Annotated in this window: 18 protein-coding genes and 4 pseudogenes; 14 read left to right on the top strand and 8 right to left on the bottom strand. The window is 71.1% G+C overall.

Going from position 1 to position 18,306, the window contains the following annotated elements; translation table 11 throughout:
• Nucleotides 1-87: 87 nt before the first annotated feature.
• Together AB0N16_RS31410 and AB0N16_RS31405 are read right to left on the bottom strand one after the other, a co-directional pair.
• On the bottom strand, nt 88-1,218 hold the full coding sequence (locus AB0N16_RS31410) for an ABC transporter permease (RefSeq protein WP_365802562.1): 1,131 nt from the start codon (nt 1,216-1,218) through the stop codon (nt 88-90).
• A gap of 366 nt (nt 1,219-1,584) precedes the next feature.
• Nucleotides 1,585-2,370 carry an SDR family oxidoreductase gene (locus AB0N16_RS31405; RefSeq protein ID WP_365802560.1) on the bottom strand — a complete coding sequence of 262 codons (786 nt, stop codon included), beginning with the start codon at nt 2,368-2,370 and terminating at the stop codon, nt 1,585-1,587.
• A gap of 269 nt (nt 2,371-2,639) precedes the next feature.
• Here AB0N16_RS31405 and AB0N16_RS31400 point away from each other — a divergent pair, with 269 nt between their 5' ends.
• Both AB0N16_RS31400 and AB0N16_RS31395 read left to right on the top strand, forming a co-directional pair.
• Entirely contained in the window at nt 2,640-3,305 is a 666-nt protein-coding gene (locus AB0N16_RS31400; RefSeq protein WP_365802558.1) for a TetR/AcrR family transcriptional regulator, read from the top strand.
• Nucleotides 3,306-3,346: 41 nt separating this feature from the next.
• Nucleotides 3,347-3,619 (top strand): annotated as a pseudogene (locus AB0N16_RS31395) (alkene reductase); the annotation flags it as partial.
• Nucleotides 3,620-3,677: 58 nt separating this feature from the next.
• Here AB0N16_RS31395 and AB0N16_RS31390 read toward each other — a convergent pair.
• Both AB0N16_RS31390 and AB0N16_RS31385 read right to left on the bottom strand, forming a co-directional pair.
• Nucleotides 3,678-3,809: a hypothetical protein gene (locus AB0N16_RS31390; protein ID WP_365802556.1), complete on the bottom strand. Its 132-nt coding sequence runs from the start codon at nt 3,807-3,809 to the stop codon at nt 3,678-3,680.
• Between the two features lie 293 nt (nt 3,810-4,102).
• On the bottom strand, nt 4,103-4,477 hold the full coding sequence (locus tag AB0N16_RS31385) for a ferredoxin (RefSeq protein WP_365802554.1): 375 nt from the start codon (nt 4,475-4,477) through the stop codon (nt 4,103-4,105).
• A gap of 136 nt (nt 4,478-4,613) precedes the next feature.
• Here AB0N16_RS31385 and AB0N16_RS31380 point away from each other — a divergent pair, with 136 nt between their 5' ends.
• Nucleotides 4,614-4,976, top strand: a complete 363-nt coding sequence (locus AB0N16_RS31380) for a DUF6479 family protein (RefSeq protein WP_365802552.1) — start codon at nt 4,614-4,616, stop codon at nt 4,974-4,976.
• Nucleotides 4,977-4,978: 2 nt separating this feature from the next.
• On the opposite strand, the gene AB0N16_RS31375 is transcribed toward AB0N16_RS31380, so the two are convergent.
• Nucleotides 4,979-5,434 (bottom strand): RpiB/LacA/LacB family sugar-phosphate isomerase, encoded by a 456-nt coding sequence (locus AB0N16_RS31375; RefSeq protein ID WP_365802550.1) that lies wholly within the window; start codon nt 5,432-5,434, stop codon nt 4,979-4,981.
• Here AB0N16_RS31375 and AB0N16_RS31370 point away from each other — a divergent pair.
• Together AB0N16_RS31370 and AB0N16_RS31365 are read left to right on the top strand one after the other, a co-directional pair.
• Entirely contained in the window at nt 5,433-5,651 is a 219-nt protein-coding gene (locus AB0N16_RS31370) for a hypothetical protein (protein ID WP_365802548.1), read from the top strand. The two genes, AB0N16_RS31375 and AB0N16_RS31370, sit on opposite strands and share 2 nt — an antisense overlap.
• Before the next feature lie 206 nt (nt 5,652-5,857).
• Nucleotides 5,858-6,880 carry a DNA-directed RNA polymerase subunit alpha gene (locus tag AB0N16_RS31365; protein ID WP_365802546.1) on the top strand — a complete coding sequence of 341 codons (1,023 nt, stop codon included), beginning with the start codon at nt 5,858-5,860 and terminating at the stop codon, nt 6,878-6,880.
• A gap of 183 nt (nt 6,881-7,063) precedes the next feature.
• Here AB0N16_RS31365 and AB0N16_RS31360 read toward each other — a convergent pair whose 3' ends face one another.
• Nucleotides 7,064-7,984: a 2-hydroxy-3-oxopropionate reductase gene (locus AB0N16_RS31360; protein WP_365802544.1), complete on the bottom strand. Its 921-nt coding sequence runs from the start codon at nt 7,982-7,984 to the stop codon at nt 7,064-7,066.
• Between the two features lie 278 nt (nt 7,985-8,262).
• Between AB0N16_RS31360 and AB0N16_RS31355 the strand changes: the two genes are divergently transcribed.
• The 7 genes from AB0N16_RS31355 to AB0N16_RS31325 all read left to right on the top strand — a co-directional run bounded on the left by AB0N16_RS31355 (nt 8,263) and on the right by AB0N16_RS31325 (nt 16,913).
• Complete coding sequence (locus AB0N16_RS31355; protein WP_365802542.1) at nt 8,263-9,705, top strand: aldehyde dehydrogenase family protein; 1,443 nt, start codon at nt 8,263-8,265, stop codon at nt 9,703-9,705.
• 43 nt (nt 9,706-9,748) lie between these two features.
• On the top strand, nt 9,749-11,713 hold the full coding sequence (gene iolD, locus AB0N16_RS31350) for a 3D-(3,5/4)-trihydroxycyclohexane-1,2-dione acylhydrolase (decyclizing) (protein ID WP_365802540.1): 1,965 nt from the start codon (nt 9,749-9,751) through the stop codon (nt 11,711-11,713).
• Nucleotides 11,710-12,480: an aldolase/citrate lyase family protein gene (locus AB0N16_RS31345; RefSeq protein WP_365802538.1), complete on the top strand. Its 771-nt coding sequence runs from the start codon at nt 11,710-11,712 to the stop codon at nt 12,478-12,480. The genes iolD and AB0N16_RS31345 overlap by 4 nt, the downstream gene beginning before the upstream one ends.
• A gap of 250 nt (nt 12,481-12,730) precedes the next feature.
• Nucleotides 12,731-13,948 (top strand): Gfo/Idh/MocA family oxidoreductase, encoded by a 1,218-nt coding sequence (locus tag AB0N16_RS31340; protein WP_365802536.1) that lies wholly within the window; start codon nt 12,731-12,733, stop codon nt 13,946-13,948.
• Between the two features lie 4 nt (nt 13,949-13,952).
• A complete protein-coding gene (locus tag AB0N16_RS31335) occupies nt 13,953-14,900 on the top strand; it encodes an NAD(P)-dependent oxidoreductase (protein WP_365802534.1) in 948 nt (315 codons plus the stop codon).
• Entirely contained in the window at nt 14,897-15,784 is an 888-nt protein-coding gene (locus AB0N16_RS31330; protein WP_365802532.1) for a sugar phosphate isomerase/epimerase, read from the top strand. The genes AB0N16_RS31335 and AB0N16_RS31330 overlap by 4 nt, the downstream gene beginning before the upstream one ends.
• Before the next feature lie 280 nt (nt 15,785-16,064).
• Nucleotides 16,065-16,913, top strand: a complete 849-nt coding sequence (locus AB0N16_RS31325) for a TIM barrel protein (protein ID WP_365802530.1) — start codon at nt 16,065-16,067, stop codon at nt 16,911-16,913.
• Between the two features lie 62 nt (nt 16,914-16,975).
• Here AB0N16_RS31325 and AB0N16_RS31320 read toward each other — a convergent pair.
• Nucleotides 16,976-17,218, bottom strand: a pseudogene (locus AB0N16_RS31320) (RNA-guided endonuclease TnpB family protein); the annotation flags it as partial.
• Between the two features lie 33 nt (nt 17,219-17,251).
• Between AB0N16_RS31320 and AB0N16_RS31315 the strand changes: the two are divergent.
• Nucleotides 17,252-17,338: pseudogene (locus AB0N16_RS31315) on the top strand (transposase); the annotation flags it as partial.
• Nucleotides 17,339-17,371: 33 nt separating this feature from the next.
• Here AB0N16_RS31315 and AB0N16_RS31310 read toward each other — a convergent pair.
• Nucleotides 17,372-17,557, bottom strand: a pseudogene (locus AB0N16_RS31310) (zinc-binding dehydrogenase); the annotation flags it as partial.
• A gap of 409 nt (nt 17,558-17,966) precedes the next feature.
• On the opposite strand from AB0N16_RS31310, the gene AB0N16_RS31305 reads away from it, so the two are divergent.
• A complete protein-coding gene (locus tag AB0N16_RS31305; RefSeq protein WP_365802528.1) occupies nt 17,967-18,287 on the top strand; it encodes a hypothetical protein in 321 nt (106 codons plus the stop codon).
• Nucleotides 18,288-18,306 lie beyond the last annotated feature (19 nt).

Here is an 18,306-nt window from a genome sequence, read left to right as displayed (position 1 = left end):
GGAGACCACAGGCGACACGTCGGCACCGGCGGACGGCGAACAACCACGGCGCGGCCGGGCGGTCTCCGACGGCAGGGTGGCAGGCCGTCAGCGTGCGACCGCGAGGTCCGCGGCACCGGCCGGCTTACGGCGGGCGGCGACGCGGTCCAGGACGTACTGGAGGGTGAGACAGCCCAGGCCCCAGGCGGCCAGGGTCGTGACGGCACCGGTGAGATGCGCGTCGTGGAAGTAGGCGGCGCCCCGGAGCCCGCGTACCGCCGCGGCCGGCGGCAGGACCGAGGCCAGCGGGGAGAGCCACGCGGGCAGGAAGGTGGTCGGCAGGATGCCGCCGGAGGTGGCGTTGCCGAGGATCAGCAGGACCACGGAGGCGACCGGCATGCCGAGCGGCCCGAACACGCGCAGCAGCACGCCGGCGGCCGCGGCGGCCGCCCACGCCAGCAGGCCCACCACGAGGGTCACCACCGCGAACGGGGCGGGCAACGCGTTCAGGGCGGTGTGCCCGATCAGTGCCACCGTCACGCCGGAGGCGGCGGCGAAGACCAGCATCGAGGCGACCCGGACGGCCAACCGCAGGCGTGGCGCTATCTGGTAGGAGGAGACGGCGAAGAGGAAACCGGCGAGCACCACGCCGAAGGCGGCATAGAACACCGACAGGCCGCGGGAGTCGGCCGCCGCCAGGGGCAGGACGTCCTTCACCGGAAGCGGCTTGCCGACCGCCGCGGTCATCGCCGTGGCAAGACTCGACACCGTGGACGGTCCCTGTGCGCCGGCGACCAGCAGTCGCGTGCCCCGGCCGTCGGCGACCAGGGCGGCCGGAACCCGGTCGTGGACGACGGCCCGGCGGGCGGCCGCGGCGTCCGCGTACCGGTAGAAGGTGTAGCCGTCCGGGGCCGCGTTGTTGAGGGCGAGTTCGGTGCGCGCGGCCACCTTGTCGGAGGCGGCGATGCCCACGGGCTGGTGGCGGGCCGCCGGGGCGTGGAAGGCCGCGAGGTACACGGCGACGAACACGGTGCCTATCGCCAGCGCGGTGATCACCGGGACGAGTATCGCCTTCCGGGTGCCGGCGGCCGCCGCGAGCACCGGGGCGGGCAGTCCGGGTTCGGAGTCGACCAGCGCGTGCCTGGCGTGCCGTGCGTGATCGGCGGCGGGGTCGGCATCCGGGGGGTACGGGATCGGCTGGGGCGCTGCGCTGACAGAGGGCTGTATGCCGTGGTGCATGGGGCGAGGGCTTTCGGTTCGGGCGGGGCGCGGGGCCCTCGTGGATTTCCGGTCGGGCGGGGTGCGGGGCCCCTGTGGTTTTCCGGTCGGGCGGGGTGCGGGCGGGGTGCGGGGCCCACGTGGTTTTCCGGGTCACGCTGGGCGCGGGGCCCACGTGGTTTCCGGGACGCGCTGGGCGCGGGGCCCACGTGGATTTCCGGGACGCGCTGGGCGCGGGGCCCACGCGGATTTCCGGGTCACGCTGGGCGCGGGGCCCACGCGGTTTCCGGGACGCGCTGGGCGCGGGGCCTTCGTGGCTTGTCGTGGGTGGACGACCCGCTTCTTCGCCTGTCCGCTTTGCGGCTGTCCGATTCTTCGGCTGTCCGCCTAGAACATCCCGCCGTCGAGCCGCAGCGTGCGGCCCGTCATGTAGGCCGCGTCGGCGGAGGCGAGGAAGGCGTATCCGGCGGCGACCTCCGAAGGCTCCGCCAGCCGCCGCAGCGCGACGCCGACCTTCAGCCACTCGGAGAGGTCCTGCTTCCCGGCCAGATCGGGGTGCAGATAGCTCGCGCCGTTCTCGCGGGCCATGTCCGTGGCGGTGCCGCCCGGGGCGATGGCGTTGATGGTGATGCCCTTCCGGCCGAGTTCCGCGGACAGGTTCAGGACCATCGACTCCACCGCCGCCTTGCTCGCGGCGTACAGCGTGTGCCCGAAGAACGCCTTGGACGCACTCACCGACGAGGTCAGCACGATCCGGCCGCCCTCGCCCATATGGGCGACAGCGTGCTGGACGGCGAACAACTGCCCGCGGGTGTTGACCGCGAAGACACGGTCGAAGTCGGCCGGCGTGACCTTCTCCAGCGCGTCGAAGTGCTCGATACCGGCGCAGGACGCGAGCACGTCCAGCCGGCCGAACTCGGCGACCGCCCGCTCGACGAGTGCTCCGGTCTGCTCCGGAACGGCGACGTCGGCCTGGACGGCGATGGCGCGACCACCGCCGTCACCCAGCTCGGCGACGAGGGTGTCCGCGGCCTCCTGGTTGCCCCGGTAGCCGATCGCCACCGCCGCGCCCTCCTGGACCAGTCGCCTGGCGACGGCGGCGCCGATGCCACGGCTGCCGCCGGTGACGACCGCCACCTTGCCTTCAAAACGTGCCTTCTGCGCGGATGACACCACTGCTCTTCTCCAGGTCTCCAGGGAAACGTCGGGGGCTGTGTCTCTGTGGGCGACGGCCACGGCGCCCGGACCCGGCGGGGCACACACCGCGCCCGGGACATAGGTGTGCGGACGTCGCCGGTCTACGACGGGTAGGCCCACCGTAGCACCAACCGCAGGAAATCCTTCGCTTAGAGGCCTTCGGGAATTCGACTGACGTAATCTCGACCCCGTCGACCCGCGGTGATCACGGCCGGTCGGCGCGGCCGAGAAAGGACGGGCTCACGGTGGCTTCCCGCACCCCTGGCGACAGCGGCAGACCACGGCTGCGGGCGGACGCGGCCCGCAACCGGGCGCAGATCCTCGCCGCCGCCCGCACCGCCTTCCGCGAACTGGGCACCGCCGCCCCCCTGGACGAGATCGCCCGCCGCGCCGGCGTGAACATCGCCACGCTCTACCGGCGCTTCCCCGATCGTGAAGCCCTCGTCCAGCAGGTCGTCCTCGACGGGTTCGCCACGGTGGCCGACGCCGCCCGCCGCGCGCTGGACTCCGCACCGCAGGACCCCCTGGGGTCCGTCGAGGGGTTCCTGCTCCACCTGGTCGGCGAACGGGACACGCTGGTCCTCCCCCTGATCGGCGGGCCGGTCGCCACCAGCCCCGAAGCGGTCGAACTCCAGGGCCGGATCGCACCCCTCCTCGAAGAGGTGCTCGCCCTAGCCCGCTCCCGGGGCGCGATCCGGCCCGATGTGACGCACATGGACCTGATCACCACCGGGGCGCTGGTCTGCCGCCCCATGCCGTACCTGCCCGCGGAACAGGCCAAGGCCCTGGCCACCCGCCATGTGCGCATCTTCGTGGACGGCCTGCGCCCGAACGACCCCCGCCCGCTGCCGCCCTCCCCGACCCACCGGGAGGTCGCCGCCCACCTGCACATGGGGGCGGAGAGCGACTGAGCCCCGGCGCGGCAGGTCGGCGGGACGGAACTTCGCCGACACCCGAGGTCGGCGATCTGACCCTGCGCCTGCGCAAGGCCTGGCCCACCACCTACATCCTCAACCCGTTCACCGACACGGAGCCCCCCGGCCCGGACGCACTGACCCTGGTCGACGACGGCACGGCCGACCTCATCGCCTACGGCGCCCTCTTCCTCGCCAACCCCGACCTGCCCGTGCGCCTCGCCCCGGGCGGCCCCTACAACACCCCCGACCGGGCCACCACCTTCGGCGGCGACCACACCGGCTACACCGACCACCCCGCCCTCGGCTGACCGCAAGCCCGGAACCACGACCGGCACACCTCGGCGCCCATCGACCGCGCCTCTCGAGCTACGTCTTGATGAGGTATACGAAATATGCGAGGCGCCCCAGGACCACAACGAAGAGCGCTGCGGGCGGGGCGAGAAACCAGATGCTCAACCAGCGCTTGGCGACCGGGATCAGCGTGATCAGAACGGTCACGGGTGCCAGGAGACAGACGATGTAGCCGGCGACGACGTCGAAGGGAAACGCCTTGGGCGACAGGTAGGCACCCAGGTGAAGAAACCGGTGACGAAGTTCAGGAACCCCAGCACGGGGATGAAGACAACGGCACCCAGGACGGTGGTGACGGTCAGCCGTCGGGGTACGGGTGTCTCCGGCGATGACATCTCGCCCCCCTGACAGTGACACCCCGCGCGCAGACTAAGCCGTCACAGGGGCAGCTGACGGGGTTCCGCCGAACTGGTGACCGATCCGTTCCCGGAGGCCACCGTTCAGGCCAGGACCGCCATGAAGTCCGTGCAGGCCCGGGCGCACGCCCGGCAGGCGGCCGCGCTCTCCTCGGCACCGGGGCGGGTGTCGAAGGCCTGCGCGCACTGGAGGCAGATCGTCCGGCACCACTCCAGCTGGACGCGCAGACCGCCCTCGTCCCGGGTGTTCTCCTCGGTCAGCGCCCGGCAGGTCGCGTCGCACACCTCGGCGCACATGATGCCCGTACGGCGCACCCGCTCCAGCTCGACCGTCCCGTCGGGATCGAACACGCCGGCGCGCAGCGCACACATCCGAGCACACTCCGTACAGGCCTGAGCGCAGGCGAAACGATCCTCGAGGTATCCGTAGAGCTCCTGTTGAGAAGTCGTCGACGTCATGCACCCCGGGTTGCCGAGGTGCGGTCCCGACAAACCCGTCGCCGGAAACGGGTCCGGTGCCTGCTGTCGCCGCCGTGTACGGACGGCCACCGAACGCGTCCGGTTCGTCCCGTTCTGGGTGGGGTATTCCCTTGCTATGACGGTATCAATGGAGCTGGCCGCTCCCAGCGGCCTGTTGAGTCTCGGGCTGTTCGTGGTGGCGGTGGCCGTATTGGCGATGCTCGCCGGGGGCTTCTGGCTGGGCAACCGTGTCAAGTACCGCGAGTCGCTCCGGCCGCGCCCCGATGAGCAGCCGAAGCTACCGCCGGAGGGCGCGGTCCATGAGATCCGGGAGAACCGCGAGTCGGAGGAGATTCCGCGGATACCCAAGGGCGGACGTCCACTCACCCCCTACGAGCTGAGCAATCAGCAGACCAGGCCGAGTACGTCGACGGACCGGCCGCGCTGGAGCAAGGGCAGCAGCGGCTCGTTCGGGGGTGGCGGGCTCGGCGCCCACTGACCCTACACAGTGCCCCGGCCCGCGTCGAGACGTCCGACGTGGGCCACGTTCCCGAGATCCTCGGCGTCCTGGCTCGGCGTTGCAGCGAACCAGGCGTCGAGGATCTCCTTGAGCACCGGCTGCGAGGTCAGGCGCAGGCTCAGGGCCAGGACGTTGGCGTCGTTCCAGCGGCGGGCGCCGTCGGCTGTGTACGCGTCCGTACACAGGGCGGCGCGGACGCCGGGCACCTTGTTCGCGGCGATCGAGGCGCCGGTGCCGGTCCAGCAGCAGACGATCGCCTGGTCGGCGCCGCCGGCGGCGACCTCGCGGGCGGCCGCCTCCGAGCAGACCGCCCACTGCGGGTCGGCCCCTGGCTCCAGCGCGCCGTACGTGCGCACCTCGTGACCCCGGCGCCGCAACTCCTCGACGAGGAGGCGCGCGACGGGTTCGTCCATGTCGGAGGAGACGGTGATCATCATGGTTCTCTCTCTTCTCCCCCGTCCGGAGGGCCAAACGCTCCGTGCCGACAACACCGTCCGCGTCATCGTGGAGCACACGTCGACACTGAGCCGGTTGTCGAAGCCGCAGAAGGCCGGATCCTTCGCCGCGGAGGGGGCCGCGGCGGCGAACGGGGCGGCGGCGGACGACGTCCTCGCGGGAGCGGGAGCCGCAGCGGCGACAGCGGTCCCTGCCTGACCCTCCTGCAGACCCGGGAGCTGGACCCGGGCAGAGCGGCGACGGGCGTGGGCCGACGGGCCGGAAATGAGGCCGGAAGCCTTTTCGCTGGGACGGAGTCGGGCGGGTCCGTCCCTCTTCGCAGGCTTCATCGCCCGTGCCGCCGTACCCTTCGTGATGACTACGGCGTCACATAGCGGGCGCCAGACCACTGGAGGCAACACCTCGTGCTGATTGCTCAGCGTCCGTCCCTGACCGAAGAAGTCGTCGACGAGTTCCGCTCCCGGTTCGTGATCGAGCCGCTGGAGCCGGGCTTCGGCTACACCCTCGGCAACTCCCTCCGCCGCACCCTTCTCTCGTCGATCCCCGGAGCTGCTGTCACCAGCATCCGTATCGACGGTGTGCTGCACGAGTTCACCACCGTGCCGGGCCTCAAGGAGGACCTCACCGACCTGATCCTCAACATCAAGCAGCTCGTCGTGAGCAGCGAGCACGATGAGCCGGTCGTGATGTACCTGCGCAAGCAGGGCCCGGATCTGGTCACCGCCGCCGACATCGCGCCCCCGGCCGGTGTCGAGGTGCACAACCCCGACCTGGTCCTCGCCACGCTCAACGGCAAGGGCAAGCTGGAGATGGAGCTGACGGTCGAGCGCGGCCGCGGCTACGTCTCCGCCGTGCAGAACAAGCAGGCCGGTCAGGAGATCGGCCGTATCCCGGTCGACTCCATCTACTCGCCGGTGCTCAAGGTCACGTACAAGGTCGAGGCGACCCGTGTCGAGCAGCGCACCGACTTCGACAAGCTGATCGTCGACGTCGAGAGCAAGCAGGCCATGCGGCCGCGTGACGCCATGGCGTCGGCCGGTAAGACCCTGGTCGAGCTGTTCGGTCTCGCCCGCGAGCTGAACATCGACGCCGAGGGCATCGACATGGGCCCCTCCCCCACCGACGCCGCCCTCGCCGCCGACCTGGTACTGCCGATCGAGGAGCTCGACCTCACCGTCCGGTCGTACAACTGCCTCAAGCGTGAGGGCGTCCACTCCGTGGGTGAACTCGTGGCGCGCTCCGAGGCCGACCTGCTGGACATCCGCAACTTCGGTGCGAAGTCCATCGACGAGGTCAAGGCGAAGCTGGCCGGCATGGGCCTGGCGCTGAAGGACAGCCCGCCCGGATTCGACCCGACCGCCGCCGCCGACGCCTTTGGCGCGGGCAATGACGGGGACACGGGCTTCGTGGAGACCGAGCAGTACTGAATGCCGCGTCACGGCCGGGTCACGGGGAGCCGGTGCTGAGGAGACGGCACAGCGGACCCCGAGAGGAGGTGTTTCGGCAGGGGTGACGCGACGGACCCCGCATCACGGACCAGCCGCCCGGCCGGCCCGGTGTTTTCCCGTGCGCCTGGCCCGGTGTTTTCCCGTGCGCCTCCCCGCCGCAGGTCATTCGCTCCGTTCCCGGCCGGAGAGGCGTTCGACGCCTCGCAGGAGTGCCGAGTGGTCCAGGCCGCCGTCGCCGTTGGCCCGGCAGGACGCGAGGAGCTGAGTGACCAGGGAGGCCACGGGGAGGACCGCACCGGTGTCACGGGCGGAGTCCGTGAGGATGCCGAGGTCCTTGTGGTGCAGGTCGATCCGGAAGCCTGGGGCGAAGTCCCGTCCGATCATGCTGTCCTTCTTGCGGTTCAGGACCGCCGAGCCGGCCAGCCCTCCGCCGAGAACGGTGAGGGCGGCCGGCAGATCGGCTCCCGCCTTCTCCAGGAAGACGACGGCTTCGGCCAGAGCCTGGATGTTCGCCGCGACAATGAGCTGGTTGGCGGCCTTGACGGTCTGACCGGCACCGTTCGGGCCGACGTGCACGATCGTGCGGCCCAGGGCGTGGAACAGCGGTGAGGCCTCCTCGAAGTCCACGGCCTCACCGCCGACCATGATGGACAGCACCGCCTCGACCGCACCCGCCTCGCCGCCGGAGACCGGCGCGTCCAGGACCCGTACTCCTCGCTCGCGGCCCGCCTCGGCGAGCTCGACGGCGGTGCGCGGGCTGACCGTGCTCATGTCGATGAGAAGCGTCCCGGGCCGGATGTGCGCCAGTACACCGCCCTCGCCGAGGACGACCTCGGTGACCTCCGTGTCGGCCGGGAGCATGGTGATCACGACCTCGGCGTCCGTGACCGCTTCCGCGACACTTCCCGCACCATGGCCGCCCGCGGCGGCAAGACGGTCGACCGCAGCGCGGCTGCGGTTGTGACCGGTGACCTCGTGCCCGGCCCGTACGAGGTTGGCTGCCATGGGGCCGCCCATGATGCCGAGGCCGATGAATGCGACGGAACGGGGCCGTCCCGCTCGCGAAGTCTCCGTGGTGCTCATGTGTCGTTGTGCTGCCTTCCAGGCTGCGGGGTGGCTGTGTGCTCGTGGCGACGCCTGTTTCGACCGTAGGTCAAGCGCTCCGCTCCTCTCGTGATGATGGGAAAAAGATGCCTCCGATGATGGCGAAATGATGTATTCGAGGGCTTCAGTAACTCCTTGGCGTCGACCTAGCGTTGCGAGCACGTAAACGGCCTGGCCGTTGGCTGTGCGACACCCCTGGCATTCGCGGAGGTGCCGATCACGGCCGTGTTCTGACGGCTTCCTGAAGGGAGAGGGCAATGGCGCCCGTGGAGTTGCTGATCGGCAGCCGGTGGCAGGCGGCCAGGGGAACCGGACAGACTCGGGAGGTCACCTCGCCGTTCGACGGTTCGACGGTGGGCACGGTGGCGCTCGCCGGGACCGCGGACGTCGAGGCGGCACTCGCCGCCGCGGAGCGGGGCGCGGCCCTCTGGCGCCGTACGCCCGCCCACGAGCGGATGCGCATCCTGCTGCGGGCCGCGGAACTCGCCGACGAGCGGGCCCCGAAGACCGCGCGGACCATCAGCGCGGAGTCCGGCAAGACCATCACCGAGGCCACCGGTGAGGCGTCCCGCTCCGGTGACCTGATCCGGCTGGCCGCCTTCGAGGGGACCCAGCTCTACGGCGAGACGCTCCCGCTCGACGCCAACCGCGGCACGGGACAGGACAAGATCGGCTTCACGCTGCGTCAGCCCTGCGGGATCGTCGTGGCGATCACGCCGTTCAACTACCCGGCGCTGCTGGTCCTGCACAAGCTCGCCCCGGCCCTGGCGGCGGGCAACGCGGTGATTCTCAAGCCGGCCACCAGCACGCCCCTGACCGCCCTCGAACTCGCCGAGTGCTTCGTGGACGCGGGGCTGCCGGAGGGCGTGCTATCCGTGCTCGTCGGCTCCGGCTCGGTGCTCGGTGACGCCCTCGTCGCCGACCCCCGGGTCCGCAAGATCTCCTTCACCGGCTCGACGGCCACCGGTGAGCACATCTCCCGGGTCGCCGGGGTGAAGAAGCTGTCCCTGGAGCTGGGCGCGTCCTGCCCGGTCGTGGTGCTGCCGGACGCCGACATCGAGGCCGCGGCGAGCGCGGTCGCGGCAGGCGGATACGTCAACGCCGGACAGGTGTGCATCTCCGTCCAGCGGGTCATCACCCATCCCGCGGTGACCGGGGACTTCCTCGATGCCCTCGTCCCCAAGGTCCAGGCCATCCGCACCGGTGACCCCGCCTCCCCGGACACCACGATGGGCGCCCTCATCACCACCGCGGAGGCGGAGCGCGTCGAGCGGGCCATCGCCCAGGCCGGCGCGGACGGGGCACGTGTGCTGACCGGCGGCGCACGCGACGGGGCGGTGGTGCAGCCGGCCGTCGTCGCCGGCGTCGACCCCCGGTCGCCGTTCAGCCAGCAGGAGTTGTTCGGCCCCGCGGTCGCCGTCAGCTCGGCCGCCGACTGGGAGTCCGCCCTCGCGCAGGCCAACGGAACCGCCTATGGGCTGGGCGCCGGCATCTTCACCTCCGACGTTGCCGGCGCGGTCCGCGCCATCCGGGAGATCGACGCCGGTTCCGTCCACATCAACTGGACGCCCCTGTGGCGCGCCGACCTCATGCCGTACGGCGGCCTCAAGGGCAGCGGCTACGGCAAGGAGGGCCCCCGCGCCGCGGTCAGTGAGATGACCGAGGTCAAGACGATCGTGCTGCACGGCCGTCCCTGGTGACCCGGCCGCGTCCCCGTACACATCCCCGATCAGGAGCCGACTCATGACCGACCGGACGCAACAGGGCACGGTGCGCCTCACCGTCGCCCAGGCCGTCGTCACCTACCTCTCCCGGCAGTACTCCGTGGCCGACGGCCACCGCCGCCGCCTCATACCGGCCGCGCTCGGCATCTTCGGCCACGGCAACGTGGCCGGGCTGGGCCAGGCCCTCGACCAGCTCAGCGACCAGCTCCCCTTCGTTCAGGGCCGTAACGAGCAGGCCCTCGTCCACATCGCGACCGCCTACGGCAAGGCGACCAGGCGGCACGCCACCCTCGCCGTGACCGCCTCCATCGGCCCCGGCGCCCTGAACATGGTGACCGGTGCGGGGCTGGCCACCGTCAACCGGCTGCCCGTCCTGCTGCTGCCGGGCGACACCTACGCGACCCGCCACCAGGGGCCCGTGCTCCAGCAGTTGCAGCACCCGATCGAGGCCGACGCCTCGGTCAACGACGCCTTCCGGCCCGTCTCGCGCTTCTTCGACCGCATCACCCGGCCCGAGCAGCTGCTGACCGCGCTGCCCGCGGCGATGCGAGCACTCACCGACGTGGACACCGGCGCCGTCGTCGTCTCCCTGCCGCAGGACATCCAGTCCCACGCCTACGACTACCCGGTGGAGTTCTTCGCCGAGCGGGACTGGCCGATCCGCCGCCCGGCGCCGGACGCCGACGAGGTCGCGGCGGTGGCACGGCTGCTCGCCGAGGCCGAGAAGCCGCTGATCATCGCCGGTGGCGGAGTCGTGTACGCCGGTGCCGGCGAGGAGTTGGAGGCGCTCGCCGACGCCGCGGGTATCCCCGTCGCCGAGACGTTCGCGGGCAAGGGCGCGGTGCAGCGCCGGGCCTGGTGGCAACTGGGCGGGATCGGCCTCGAAGGCACCCAGGCCGTCAACGCCCTCGCCCAGGAGGCCGACTTCGTGCTCACCGTGGGCTCGCGCCTGACAGACTTCGCGACCGCCTCGCACTCCCTCTTCCAGAACCCCGACGTGCGCTTCGCGAGCATCAACGTCAACGTGCACGACGCGGGCCGCCTGGGCGCCACCGGCATCGTCGCCGACGCCAAGCGGGCGCTCGCCGAGCTGACGGACGCCGTACGCGCGAACGGCACCACCGCGTCTGCGGGTTGGCAGCAGACGGTGCGCGCGCTGGACGAGCGGTGGCAGGCCGAGCGGGCCGCCGCCCTCGACCCGGACACGCCCTTCGACCTGGCGTCGCTGCCCTCGGACACCGACGTCGTGAGCGACACCGACGCGGTGCTCACCCAGGGCCAGTTGATCGGTCTGCTGCAGGAGCACGCCCGGTCCGGTGACACGATCATCGCCGCCGCCGGCGGTCCGCCCGGCGATCTGCAGAAGGTGTGGGACGCCACCGAAGGCCGCTTCGCGCACCTGGAGTTCGGCTTCTCCTGCATGGGTTACGAACTGCCCGCCGCGATCGGCGTCCGCTTCGCCGAGCCGGACCCGTCGAAGCGGGTGCTGTCCCTGCTGGGCGACGGAACCTTCCTCATGGCGCCGACGGAGCTGGTCACGGCCGCTCAGGAGAAGCTGCCGCTCACGATCGTGATCCCGGAGAACCACGGGTACCAGGTCATCCACCGCCTCCAGATGGGGCGCAGCGGACGGGAGTTCGGCAACGAGTTCCGCTACCGGGACGGCAGCCTGGAGATCGGGTCCGGCAAGCCCGCCCGCTTGGAGGGCGACTACCTCCAGATCGACCTCGTCAAGACGGCTGAGGGCCTCGGCGCCCGCGCGATCCGCGCCACCACCGCCGACGAGGTGCGCACCGCTCTCGCCGAGACCCGGGACCACGACGGACCCGTCGTCATCGTCGTCCCCGTGATCCCGCACGCCGACCTCCCCGGCGCCGGCGTGTGGTGGGACGTGGCCCCGGCCGAGATCTCCGAGCAGGAGACCGTCGCCCAGCTGCGCCGCGCATACGAAGAAGGCCTGACGTCTCAGAGGTGGTACGGATGAATCGCTCACCGTTGGATCACGGCCGCCTGCGCGCCCGGCTCGCCGCCGGCGAGGTCGCCCTGGGCACCTTCATCGGCAGTGCCTCCCCGATCACGGCCGAGGTGTGCGCCGCCGCCGGTGCCGACTGGGTGCTGCTCGACCTCGAACACGGCGCCGGGGGCGAGGAACAGGTCCGTACGACCGTTCCGGCCGCCGCCGCCTACGGCGTACCGACCGTCGTACGCGTCGAGTCCGCCGCCCGCATCCGCATCGGCCGCGTTCTCGATCTCGGCGTCGCCGGGGTCATGCTGCCGCGCATCGACACGGCGGCCGAGGCCCGGGAAGCGCTACGGCACCTGAGGTACCCGCCCGCGGGGGATCGGGGCGTGGCCACCTACAACCGGGCCTGCCGCTTCGGACTCGACCCCGCGGCCCTGGACCGGGAGGGCGAGATCCTCGGCATCGTCCAGATCGAGTCGGCGAGCGCCCTGGGCGAGGTCGAGGAGATCGCGGCCCTTGACGGCGCCGACGTGCTGTTCGTCGGCCCCCGCGACCTCAGCCACGATCTCGGCGTGCCCGGCGACTTCACCGCCCCGGTCTACCGGGAAGCGCTGGAACGCGTCCGCAAGGCCGCCGCCGACCACGGCAAGGCCTGCGGGCTCCTCGTACCCGACGGCCCGGCCGCGGCCGCCAAGCGGACCGAGGGCTGGACGTTCATCGGCATCGGCTCCGACTCGACCCTGCTCGCCACCGCTGTTTCCACCGCCCTCGACGAGGCCCGGGCCTAGAAGGGGCGTTTCTGGATCGGTTCGGCCACGCGGGCGACAGCACGCGCTCTCCCAGAGGACGCATCCCAGCCGTGTTGTCGTCGGTCACCGACTCCCCCGCGCTCGGCTCACCAGTGCGGGGGCACCCCATCGCGTCGACTCCCCCTCCGGCGTGCGACTGCACGCACCAGACCCGCTCAGGCCGACTGCCACGTACGGCGCCTCTCCGCCGGCCTGATCCGGCAGACACCCCAGAACTTCAGGAGTCTCCATGACCCCCACCACCCCGGGCGCCGCCCGCGAGATCGGCGTCGGACTGATCAGCGTCGGCTGGATGGGCAAGCTGCACAGCCGTGCCTACCAGGCGCTGCCCTCCGTCTATCCCGAGCTGGGCATCAAGCCCCGCCTCGTGCACGCCGCCGACACCGCCGAGGACCGCGCCGCGTACGCTCGTGACGTCCTCGGCTACGAGAAGGCCTCGACCGACTACCGTGCCGTCCTCGACGACCCGGACGTCGAGGTCGTCTCGATCTGCGCGCCGAACCTCCTGCACCACGAGATCGGCATCGCCGCCGCCAAGGCCGGCAAGCCGTTCTGGATCGAGAAGCCCGTCGGACGCAGCGCCGAGGAGACCGGCGAGGTCGCCACCGCGGCCCGGGCCGCCGGCGTGGTCACCTCCATCGGCTACAACTACCGGCACGCCCCCGCCGTCGAGCGGGCCCGGCAACTGATCGCCGAGGGCAGACTCGGACGGATCACCAACGTCCGCGCCACCTTCTTCTCCGGCTACGCCTCCGAGCCCAGGGGCGCCCTGTCCTGGCGTTTCAAGCGGGACCTGGCCGGTCACGGCGCGCTCGGCGACCTGATGAGCCACGTCGTCGACCTCGTCAGCTACGTCGTGGCCCCGATCAGCGAGGTCTCCGCGCTCACCAGCACCGTCTACACCGAACGCCCGCTGCTGCCCATGGGCTCCGGTACGCACTTCGCGGTGATCGAGGACGGTGAGATGGCGCAGGTCGAGAACGACGACTACACCGCCGCCCTCGTCCGCTTCTCCGGCGGCGCCGTCGGCACCCTGGAGGCGTCCCGCGTCATCGTCGGCCCGCAGTGCGGCATCGGCTTCGAGATCTACGGCACCGACGGCTCAGTCACCTGGAACTTCGAGCGCATGAACGAACTGCGCGTCGCCCTCGAGCGCAGCGGCCCCGACCAGGGCTACACCACCGTCCTCGGCAACAGCCACATGGGCGACTACGCCAGCTTCCAGCCAGGCCCCGGCAACAGCATGGGCTACGACGATCTGAAGGTGATCGAGGCCAAGAAGTTCCTGGCCGCCGTGGCCGGCGTCGAGAACCAGCACTCGACCATCGAGGACGCGCACGCCGTCGCCGAGGTGATCGCGGCGGCCGCCGCCTCCGCGGAGAGCGGCTCCTGGCAGTCGGTGCTCGCGGTACCCGGCGCGACCTTCGGTCATCCGGTGCGGAGTTGATCGTATGAGCCAGCATGTCGTGGTGGCCCTCGGCCCGGTCGACGCCGACACCGTGACTCCCGTCCTCGGCGACGGGGTCACCTTCGTCAGCGACCCCACCCCCGAGGACCTCGCGGTCGCCGAAGGCGCCATCGTCCGCGCCGACCGGCATGTCGACGAGGACTTCCTCCGGCAGACCCCGCGGCTGCGGGTCATCGCCCGCACCGGCGTCGGCGTCGACCTGGTCGATGTGGCGGCGGCCTCCGCCCGTGGCATCCCCGTGGCCATCACCCCCCACAGCGGCAGCCGCGCCGTCGCCGAGGGCGTCTTCGCCATGGCCCTGCACCTGACCAAGCGTCTGACACCCCTGACCGAGTTGGTGCGCGAGGGCCGCTGGGCCGAGCGGGGCACCGTACCGGTCGGCGACCTGGACGGCGCCACCCTCGGGATCGTCGGCTACGGCCGCATCGGCCGCCGGGTCGGCGAACTCGCCGCCGCGTTCGGGATGCGGACCCTGGCCCACGACCCGTTCAGCCCTCCGCCGTCCGAGGTCGCCTGCGCCGAACTGGGCACACTCGCCGAGGCCGCCGACGTCCTGACCCTGCACACCCCGCTCACCGAGGGCACCCGGCACCTGGTGAACGAACGGCTACTGGCCCGTATCAAGCCCGGGGCGATCCTCATCAACTGCGGCCGGGGCGGCCTGCTCGACCCGGACGCCGCCCTGGCCGCCCTGGAATCGGGCAGGCTGGCCGGCGTCGGCCTGGACGTGTTCGATCCCGAGCCCGCCCTCTACCACCCGCTCTTCGACCACCCGAACGTCGTCCTCACCCCGCACCTGATGGGTATGACACGCCGGGCGATGACCCTGACCTTCGTCGACGCGGCGCGTGGCGTCGCGGACGTCCTCGCGGGCCGGCCGCCGGCCGCGGTCGCCGACCCCGAATGGAACCACCGAAAGGCCACAGCATGACCACCCCACCGCTGAACCGGATCGCCGGCGCGCCCATCTCCTGGGGGGTGTGCGAAGTGCCCGGCTGGGGCTACCAGCTGACGCCCGAACGGGTGCTGAAGGAGATGCGCGAGGTCGGCCTGGCCGCCACCGAGATCGGTCCCGACGGTTTCCTGCCCGCGGAACCGGACGCCATGGCCCAGGTCCTCGCCGACCACGACCTGCACGCCGTCGGCGGCTTCACCCCACTGCTGCTGCACGTCCCAGGACACGACCCCCTGCCCGAGGCGGAACAGCTCCTGGAGAGCTACGCCGCCTCGGACGCGGAGGTCCTCGTCCTCTCCGCCATCACCGGCCAGGACGGCTACGACTCCCGGCCCGAACTCGACGCCGACGGCTGGCGGTTGCTGCTGTCCAACCTCGACCGGCTGACCACGCTGGCCGCCGAACGCGGCGTACGGGCCGTCCTGCACCCGCACGTCGGCACGATGATCGAGAACGGTGATGAGGTCCGCCGCGTCCTGGAACACTCGGCGATCTCCCTCTGCCTCGACACCGGACACCTGCTCATCGGCGGTACCGACCCCGCCGAACTGACCCGGCAGGCACCCGAGCGCATCGCCCACACCCACATGAAGGACGTGGACGCCGCCCTCGCCACCAAGGTCAGGTCCGGCCGCCTCACCTACACCGAGGCCGTGCGCGAAGGCATGTACCGCCCGCTCGGCGCCGGCGACGTCGACGTCCGGGCCATCGTCACCCACCTCGGCGCCCACGGATACGACGGCTGGTACGTCCTGGAACAGGACACCATTCTCACCGCGGAACCCAAGGAGAAGGCGCCGGTCGACGACGTGTGGGCCAGCGCCGAGTATCTGCGCTCTGTGCTACGAGGCGTCGCATAACCGCATACAGACCACCGCCCGCCCGGAGTCGGGGGACGCCTGCCGCACGGGCGGTCCCCCCTCTCCGGGCATCTTTCCGCCGGAGGCGTCAATGATGTTGTTTTGACGGCTTCCTGACGATTGACCTCGGGGACAGTCCAACGAAGGATCCCAGGGAAGGCCGGCACCCTGCGTTCTCGGATTTCCACCCATTACGCAGAGCCCTTTCCGACGGCTCGAACCATTTTGTTTGATGCATCAATACAGGTAGGAAATCCCGGAAAGATTAGGGACACGGAAAATGGATACTGAGGATCTGCTGGCCACGTGCTGGACCACCGCAGGCGATGCCGACCCCATCGGGAATGACCAGCGAAGTCCGCTGAGTTTGCGGGAACGGGCCGAAGCGGCGAGTGCCGCCGGGTTCAAGGGCTTCGGGCTGCTGCACGCGGACCTGCTGGTCGCCGAGCGGGAACACGGACTCGCGGGCATCCGGTCGATCTTCGAGGACAACGGCCTGGCCCACATCGAACTGGAGGCCCTGGCGGGCTGGTGGGCCGACGGGCCCCGGCGGGCCGCGTCGGACGCCGTCCGCCACGACCTGCTCAGGGCCGCCGAGGCGCTCGGCGCCCACCACATCAAGATCCACGGCGACGTCGAGGACGGACCGTTGCACCTCGACCTCTGGGCCGAGGAGTTCGCCGCGCTGGCGGCCCAGGCGGACGCCGTGGGCGCCCGAATCGGGATCGAGTTCCTGCCCTGGTCCAACGTCAAGACCGTGCACGACGGACTCCGGCTCGCCGAGGCCGCCGGCCACCCGGCGGGCGGCGTCCTCATCGACGCCTGGCACACCGAGCGCGCCCACACGCCCCCCACCGACCTGGCCCGGGTGCCGGGCTCGCGGATCGTGGGCGTGGAGCTCAATGACGCCGACAGTCAGGTCGTCGGCACCCTCTTCGAGGACACCGTGCGGCGACGCCGCCTGTGCGGAGAGGGCTCCTTCGACCTGCCGGGAATCATCGCCGCGCTGCGCACGGCGGGCTGGCATGGTCCCTGGGGCGTGGAGATCCTCTCGGACGCGCACCGCGCGCTGCCGGTACGGGAGGCCACCGACGCCGCCTACCGGACCGCCGCGGCGCTACTGGATTGACGTGCTCCCTGGCCTGAAGGCCAGGGATTCCGGTCTGGGTCGGCTGACCCTTCCGGGGGCGTGCCGTTCTCCTGGAGGGAGAAGGCGTTGGTGTTGAGGCGGACCGACTGCCGGGTGTCCTTCTTCGACTCGTAGCGGGGCGGACCGGCCTTCCGGCACTGCCGCTTGCCCTTGAGGCTGTCGAAAAAGTTCTTGTAGGCGGTGTCCAGGTCCCGCAGGGACCGCTGCAGGACAACGGCGGACACGTCGGCGAGCCAAGCGCGTTCCTCGATGCGTTTGGCCTGGGTGATGCGAGGCCGGGAGACGAGATGCTGACACGCTGCGAAGAGATCACGCGCAAGGTGTGCGAGGACTTCGAGGCGAAGCTGAAGGAGTTCAACGGCGAACGCGATCACGTTCACCTGTTGGTGCACTACCCGCCCAAGGGCCGGGACGGCTCCTGGCCGGCGTAGATCACATGAGACGCCGACGAAGCCGACGTGCCCGCCGGCACGGGTCGAGCCGATCGCCTGCGGCATCGACTGCTGGGCGCCCACAGCCTCGATGACCGAGTGCGCGCCCACGCCACCGGTCAGCTCCTTGATCCGGGCAACGCCCTCGTCGCCGCGCTCGGTGACGATGTCGGTGGCACCGAATTCGCGGGCCTTTTCTGCACCAAGTCCGGCAGGGCTTATCGCTCACGCAGCGGGTCGTGGTTCGTCGGCGAGAGGGGCGACTCCGAGTCGAACTCGAAAGTCTCTATGGCGGCGTCGGCAGGGAAACTCGGGATGGTCGTGCCAGATTCCAGTGAAGGCAACCAAAAGGTTCCATGAGGCGGCTGCGTGCAGTTCGGTCGCTGCCGCCTGCTCGGGCAGGGAGGACCTATGGAAGCGGACTGCCCCGATCTGCTTGTTTGCAGCCAGTAGCAGGGCGGTGGCAGCGCGACGGCCTTCGCCTTGGCACAAGGCCGCGCATCTATTCGCCTAGCTCGGTGCCAACTATCGCAGCTCGGAGCAATCCCCCATCTGGAGGATGCCGGCCCCTCTGCGCCACCACTGTTGCCGGGGGTGCCCGTTGACGAGCATCGAGCAGGTCGCGCCTCTCGCGACGTTCGGCGCGGTGTGGGCGGTGCTCGCGATCGGTCACAACCTCGCGGACCACGTGATCGGGCAGACCGACCACCAGGCCGAGGGCAAGGCGGCGCCGTCGGCGGCCGAGGTCGCCGACGGGGTGAGCCCGAGGCTGGGTTGGGGCGTGTGTCTGGGACACGTAGTCCAGTACCACCTGGTGATGGCCGTGATGCTGGGGAAATGCCACCGCGACGTTCCTGGGCGCGGCTCGGAAGCGGCGAAACGGCCCGAGCCGGTCGAAGACCGGACCCGGGCCGCAGGTTGAGAGACCGGCTGTCTCTGTT

Source organism: Streptomyces sp. NPDC051105 (assembly GCF_040682795.1).
GTDB lineage: Bacteria > Actinomycetota > Actinomycetes > Streptomycetales > Streptomycetaceae > Streptomyces.
The sequence above is the reverse complement of the archived record's forward strand: the minus strand, read 5'-3'. Positions and strand labels throughout refer to the sequence as shown.

What these genes read in the sequence shown, in the direction of transcription:
- AB0N16_RS31410 (WP_365802562.1), bottom strand. Translation starts at nt 1,218, where the DNA reads ATGCACCACGGCATACAGCCCTCTGTCAGCGCAGCGCCCCAGCCGATC.
- AB0N16_RS31385 (WP_365802554.1), bottom strand. Translation starts at nt 4,477, where the DNA reads ATGACGTCGACGACTTCTCAACAGGAGCTCTACGGATACCTCGAGGAT.
- AB0N16_RS31380 (WP_365802552.1), top strand. Translation starts at nt 4,614, where the DNA reads ATGACGGTATCAATGGAGCTGGCCGCTCCCAGCGGCCTGTTGAGTCTC.
- AB0N16_RS31370 (WP_365802548.1), top strand. Translation starts at nt 5,433, where the DNA reads ATGGTTCTCTCTCTTCTCCCCCGTCCGGAGGGCCAAACGCTCCGTGCC.
- AB0N16_RS31375 (WP_365802550.1), bottom strand. Translation starts at nt 5,434, where the DNA reads ATGATGATCACCGTCTCCTCCGACATGGACGAACCCGTCGCGCGCCTC.
- AB0N16_RS31360 (WP_365802544.1), bottom strand. Translation starts at nt 7,984, where the DNA reads ATGAGCACCACGGAGACTTCGCGAGCGGGACGGCCCCGTTCCGTCGCA.
- AB0N16_RS31355 (WP_365802542.1), top strand. Translation starts at nt 8,263, where the DNA reads ATGGCGCCCGTGGAGTTGCTGATCGGCAGCCGGTGGCAGGCGGCCAGG.
- iolD (WP_365802540.1), top strand. Translation starts at nt 9,749, where the DNA reads ATGACCGACCGGACGCAACAGGGCACGGTGCGCCTCACCGTCGCCCAG.
- AB0N16_RS31345 (WP_365802538.1), top strand. Translation starts at nt 11,710, where the DNA reads ATGAATCGCTCACCGTTGGATCACGGCCGCCTGCGCGCCCGGCTCGCC.
- AB0N16_RS31340 (WP_365802536.1), top strand. Translation starts at nt 12,731, where the DNA reads ATGACCCCCACCACCCCGGGCGCCGCCCGCGAGATCGGCGTCGGACTG.
- AB0N16_RS31335 (WP_365802534.1), top strand. Translation starts at nt 13,953, where the DNA reads ATGAGCCAGCATGTCGTGGTGGCCCTCGGCCCGGTCGACGCCGACACC.
- AB0N16_RS31330 (WP_365802532.1), top strand. Translation starts at nt 14,897, where the DNA reads ATGACCACCCCACCGCTGAACCGGATCGCCGGCGCGCCCATCTCCTGG.
- AB0N16_RS31325 (WP_365802530.1), top strand. Translation starts at nt 16,065, where the DNA reads ATGGATACTGAGGATCTGCTGGCCACGTGCTGGACCACCGCAGGCGAT.